Annotated in this window: 5 protein-coding genes and 1 tRNA gene; all 6 read left to right on the forward strand. The window is 74.5% G+C overall.

What is annotated here, in order from left to right; translation table 11 throughout:
• Positions 1 to 180 precede the first annotated feature (180 nt).
• Positions 181 to 1185 carry an aldose 1-epimerase gene (locus ACFWH7_RS14865; protein WP_378217310.1) on the forward strand — a complete coding sequence of 335 codons (1005 nt, stop codon included), beginning with the start codon at positions 181 to 183 and terminating at the stop codon, positions 1183 to 1185.
• 62 nt (positions 1186 to 1247) lie between these two features.
• Positions 1248 to 1321, forward strand: a tRNA-Met gene (locus ACFWH7_RS14870).
• A 216-nt stretch (positions 1322 to 1537) separates the two neighbouring features.
• Positions 1538 to 2419, forward strand: a complete 882-nt coding sequence (locus tag ACFWH7_RS14875; RefSeq protein WP_378217312.1) for an ABC transporter substrate-binding protein — start codon at positions 1538 to 1540, stop codon at positions 2417 to 2419.
• A gap of 7 nt (positions 2420 to 2426) precedes the next feature.
• Positions 2427 to 3380, forward strand: coding sequence for an amino acid ABC transporter permease (locus tag ACFWH7_RS14880; RefSeq protein ID WP_378217314.1), 954 nt, complete (start codon positions 2427 to 2429; stop codon positions 3378 to 3380).
• Complete coding sequence (locus ACFWH7_RS14885; RefSeq protein WP_378217316.1) at positions 3377 to 4180, forward strand: amino acid ABC transporter ATP-binding protein; 804 nt, start codon at positions 3377 to 3379, stop codon at positions 4178 to 4180. The genes ACFWH7_RS14880 and ACFWH7_RS14885 overlap by 4 nt, the downstream gene beginning before the upstream one ends.
• A 249-nt stretch (positions 4181 to 4429) precedes the next feature.
• The gene (locus ACFWH7_RS14890; RefSeq protein WP_378217318.1) at positions 4430 to 4915 is read left to right on the forward strand and encodes a hemerythrin domain-containing protein; all 486 of its coding nucleotides are present in this window, start codon (positions 4430 to 4432) and stop codon (positions 4913 to 4915) included.
• The last annotated feature ends 67 nt before the right edge of the window (positions 4916 to 4982 follow it).

Below are 4982 nucleotides of genomic sequence, written 5' to 3' on the forward strand. Positions count from 1 at the left end.
CTCGCCGCGGCGCCGCGGCCGGGCCCCCGGCCGCCGCCCCCCGCCCCCCGCCCGGGGGGGGGCGCCCACCCCCGCGCCCCCCCCGCCCGTCCGGCGTCGTGCCGGAGTTGTCTTTTCGTCCGCGGGGCGGGAGGATCGCTCCTCGTGACCTCTGCAACGGTTTGCAGCAACGCTTTCAGCGTGGCGAGCGACACGACCTCGGCCGTCCCTGCGGTGCGCCTGCACCACCCGTCGGGGTCCGAGCTCGTCGTGGCGCTGCGCGGTGCGGCCGTGCTCGCCTGGCGCGCCCCGTGGCGCGGGCAGGACGGGACCGTACGGGTCGAGGACCTCGTCGACGGGTACGCCGACGAGGCGGAGGTCGCCGTGCACGACGCCGCGCGGTCCGCGCTCATGGCGCCGTTCGTCAACCGTCTCGCGGGCGGGCAGTACGCGTTCGACGGCGTTCGGCACCAGGTGCCGCCCGTCCTGCCGTGGGAGCCCCTCACCATGCACGGGTTCGCCCGCACGCTCGACTGGGCGGTCGTCGACCGGGACGAGGACCCGGCGCACCCCGCAGACGGGGACCCGGCGCGACCGGTGTCGGTCACGCTCCGGACGTCCGTAGCCCCCGACGTGCACGCAGGCTACCCGTTCGCGCTCACCCTCGAGGTCGAGTACGTGCTCGACGCGGGCTCGCTGGGCGTCACGCTGCGGGCCCGCAACGTCGGCGCGACCGCCGCGCCCGTCGCCCTGGGGTGGCACCCGTACCTGCGCGTACCGGGGCACGGCACGATCGACCGGCTCGAGCTGACCGTCCCCGCGCGGCGCGCCGTCGTGACGGACCCCGGGCTGCTCCCGCTCGCGGGGGCGGAGGCGTTCGGTGCGATCGACGGCGTCGGGCCGCTGCCGCTCGCCGGCGTGCGGCTCGACCACGCGTTCGGCGACCTGCGCACCGACGCCGACGGCCGCGCGCGGACGCTCGTGCGCGACCCCGCGACGGGGCAGGGGCTCGCCGTGCGGCAGGACCGCGGCCTCGTCCACGTGTACACGGGCGACGGCCTGGCGCGACGCGAGCGGGCCGCCGTCGCGATCGAGCCCGTCGAGACCCTGACCGACGCGTTCAACCGCGCCGACTGCGCCGCGGACGTGCGACTGGAGCCCGGGGCCGTGCGCGAGTTCGCGTTCGGGGTCGAGGTCCTGGCGTGACCCACGTCTCGTCCACCCGATTTGGCCTGGTCCGGAACCTCACGTAGAGTAGTGATCACCGACGCGGGGTGGAGCAGCTCGGTAGCTCGCTGGGCTCATAACCCAGAGGTCGCAGGTTCAAATCCTGCCCCCGCTACTCAGAAGACGAAGGCCCTCGTACTGATGTTCGAGGGCCTTAGTCGTGTCCGGGGGCGTCCGTCCCGGACGCCTCGCCGTGCGAGCGTGGCCTCCGCTGTGACGCGCCCCACCCGGCCGAGGTGCGGCCGGGGGAAGCCACGGCCCACGGCCCGGCGTTATCGTCAGTGGCCGGCGCCCACCACTCCCGCGGGCGCCCGACACCCGGAAGGTCACCATGCGCCGTCTGCGTCCCCGTCCCGCCGTCCTCACCGCCGTCACGGCGGTCGCCGCGCTCACGCTGACGGCCTGTTCCTCGGGAGGCAGCGACGGAGGCGACGCCGCGAGCCCGAGCGACGGCGCGTCGGCCGACGCCGCGCAGTGCGAGCCCGGCGCCCTCCCGACGCTCACCGACGGCGTGCTGACCGTCGGCGCGGGCGAGGCGTACGCGCCCTGGTACATCGGCGAGCACGACTCGGGCGAGGGCTTCGAGTCGGCGCTGATCTACGCGGTCGCGGACCGCCTCGGCTACGCGGCCGACGACGTCGTCTGGGAGACCGTGACGTTCGAGCAGATCATCAGCCCGGCCGTGAAGCCGTTCGACGTCGCCGCGTACCAGACGTCGATCACCGACGAGCGCAAGCAGGCCGTCGACTTCTCCAGCCCGTACCTCACGACGCGTCAGGGCGTCATCGTCATGGAGGACGGCCCGTACGCGGGCGCGACGACGCTCGCCGAGCTCGACGGCGCGCGCATCGGCGTCACGGCCGCGCAGACGAGCCTCACGCTCGCCGAGGGCGCGTGGGGCGAGGACGCGGACATCTCGCCGTACAACGCGGCGGGCGACGGCATGCAGGCGCTCCAGTCCGGGACGATCGACGCGATGGTCATGGACGTCGACCAGGGCGTCGCCGCGTCGACCGAGTACTTCCCCGACTCCGTCGTCATCGGGACGCTGCCCGACCAGGGCGTCGTCGAGCAGTACGGGCTCGTGCTCGACCTGGACTCCTCGCTGACCGACTGCGTGACCCAGGCCGTGGACGAGCTCGAGGCCGACGGCACGCTCGCCGAGCTCCGCACGACGTGGCTCAAGTCGGACGACATCCCCGTCCTCGAGTGACCCGGCCGTGACCGTGCCCGACGACGTGCCCCGCGGGGCGTCGGACGACGTGCGCCCGCCCGGGCGCGGCGAGGTGCCGGACGGCGTCCCGGCGGCCGCGTGGTCGCCGTCGCCGCTCGCGCTCGACCGCGCCGCGTTCCGGCGCGCGCAGCGCCGCCGCTCGCTCCTCGTCGCGCTCGTGAGCACGGTGCTCGTCGTCGCGGCGGTCGTGCTCGTCGTCGTCAACGCACCCGGCTGGGAGCGCGCGCGGACCGCGTTCTTCGACCCCGCGATGGCGTGGGAGTCGCTGCCCGCGATCCTCGAGGGGCTGTGGCTCAACCTGCGCGTGTGGGTCGTGGCGGGCGTCGTCGGGACGCTGCTCGGGCTCGGGCTGGCGATCGCCCGCACGAGCCGCATCCCGGCGCTCTTCCCGCTGCGCGCGTTCGCGACCGCCTACGTCGACCTGTTCCGCGGCGTGCCGCTCCTGCTCGTGCTGCTGCTCGTCGGCTTCGGGCTGCCGGCGCTGCGCCTGGAGTGGCTTCCGACGTCGGGCGCGTTCCTCGGGGCGCTCGCGATCGTCCTCACGTACACCGCCTACCTGGCCGAGGTGTTCCGGGCAGGCATCGAGTCGGTGCACCCGTCGCAGGTCGCGGCCGCGCGCTCGCTCGGGCTCACGCGCGCCCAGACGACCCGCCGGGTCGTGCTGCCGCAGGCCGTCCGCAACGTCACCGCGCCGCTTGCGAACAACCTCGTCTCGCTCCAGAAGGACTCGGGCCTCATCTCCGTGCTCGGCGCCGTGGACGCGATCCGCGCCGCGCAGATCGCGACGACGGGGAGCTACAACTTCACGCCCTACGTCGTCGCGGGGATCCTGTTCTTCCTCGTGTCGTTCCCGCTGACGCGTGCGGTCGACGCGTACCAAGCACGCCGCGGCTGGGGCAGGTCGCTCGCGACCGTGAGCGGGGCGGGGGACATCCGATGAACGGGGTTCTCCTGCCCTCCGGCGCGACCCCGCAGGACGCCGGGGCGGACCACCTGCTCTCGCTGCGCGGCGTCCGCAAGACCTTCCCCGCACCCGGCGTCCCGGGCGGGCGGCGGGTCGTGCTCGACGGCATCGACCTCGACGTCGACGCGCACCGGTGCGTCGTGCTCGTCGGGTCGTCCGGCTCGGGCAAGTCCACGCTCCTGCGCGTCGTCAACCTCCTCGACGAGGTCGACGACGGGCAGATCCTGCTCGACGGCGAGGACGTCGCCGACCCGCGGCTCGACGCCAACCGGGTCCGCGCGCGCATGGGCATGGTCTTCCAGGCGTACAACCTCTTCCCGCACCTGACCGTGCTCGACAACGTGACCCTCGCGCCCCGCCTCGTGCACCGGCGGGCCCGCGCGGAGGCGGAGGCGGCGGCCGTCGAGATGCTGGGCCGGGTCGGCCTGGGCCACAAGGTGAGGGCGTACCCCGACCAGCTCTCGGGCGGCGAGCAGCAGCGCGCCGCGATCGCACGCGCCCTCGTCAACGGGCCGGAGCTGCTCCTGCTCGACGAGGTGACGTCCGCGCTCGACCCCGAGCTCGTCGGCGAGGTGCTCGACCTGCTCGCCGAGCTGCGTGCCGAGGGCCGCACGATGCTCGTCGCGACCCACGAGATGAGCTTCGCGCGCCGCGTCGCCGACGAGGTCTGCTTCCTCCACGAGGGCCGCGTCCACGAGCGCGGCACCCCCGAACAGGTTCTCGGCGACCCGCAGCAAGAGCGCACCCGCGCGTTCCTCCGCCGCCTCCACGCCTGAACCGCCCGACCACCCGGCCCCGGGCCTCGCCGAGAACGACATGGGGGTCGTTCTGAGCGTCTTCGCGGCACTCAGGTCGTGCTCGACGGCGTGTGGTGTCGTTCTCGTCGGCGGCGCGCGACGCCGCGGACCGCGCTGGTAGGGTCGCGCCCAGCGTCGCGTGCCGGTGGCGGACCGCGTCAGGCATGGAGGCGCCGAACCCGGAAGGGGGAGCCGTGACGGCACGGACCCTTTCCTCGTTCCTCACCGGTGAGTGAGGGCGAGAAGACCAGGCTCGTGGCCTGGTACGACGAGATGCAGGCGGTGCACGGTCGGTTGCGGCAGGCGCTGGAGCTGGTACGGGACGCGTCGGACGACGACGGCCCGAGCGCGAGCGGACCGGTCACCGACCTGCTGGTGTACTGCCGGGGCTTCTGCACCGCCCTGACCCGGCACCACACGGCCGAGGACGCGGTGCTCTTCCCCGAGCTCGAGCGGCGTCACCCCGACCTCGCCGACGTCCTGCGGCGTCTGCGCCAGGACCACGGGATGATCGCGTACCTCGTCGCGGACCTCGAGCGCGCGCTCGACCGGGCGACGGACCCCGTCGCGTCGCGGGACGCCGTCGCGCGTCACCTCGACGGGGTGGGCGCGATCATGGAGTCGCACTTCCGGTACGAGGAGCGCGCGCTCGGGAGCGTCCTCGCGGCGCTCGACCTCAGGGCGCCGCGCAGGGAGGTGCTCGGGCCGCTCTGAGCCCTCGGTGGAGGGTGGGGGGGGTGGGGGGGGGGGGCGGAGGAGGCCGAAGCAACCACACCCACCC

It is taken from the genome of Cellulosimicrobium cellulans (assembly GCF_042723955.1).
Lineage (GTDB): Bacteria > Actinomycetota > Actinomycetes > Actinomycetales > Cellulomonadaceae > Cellulosimicrobium > Cellulosimicrobium cellulans_H.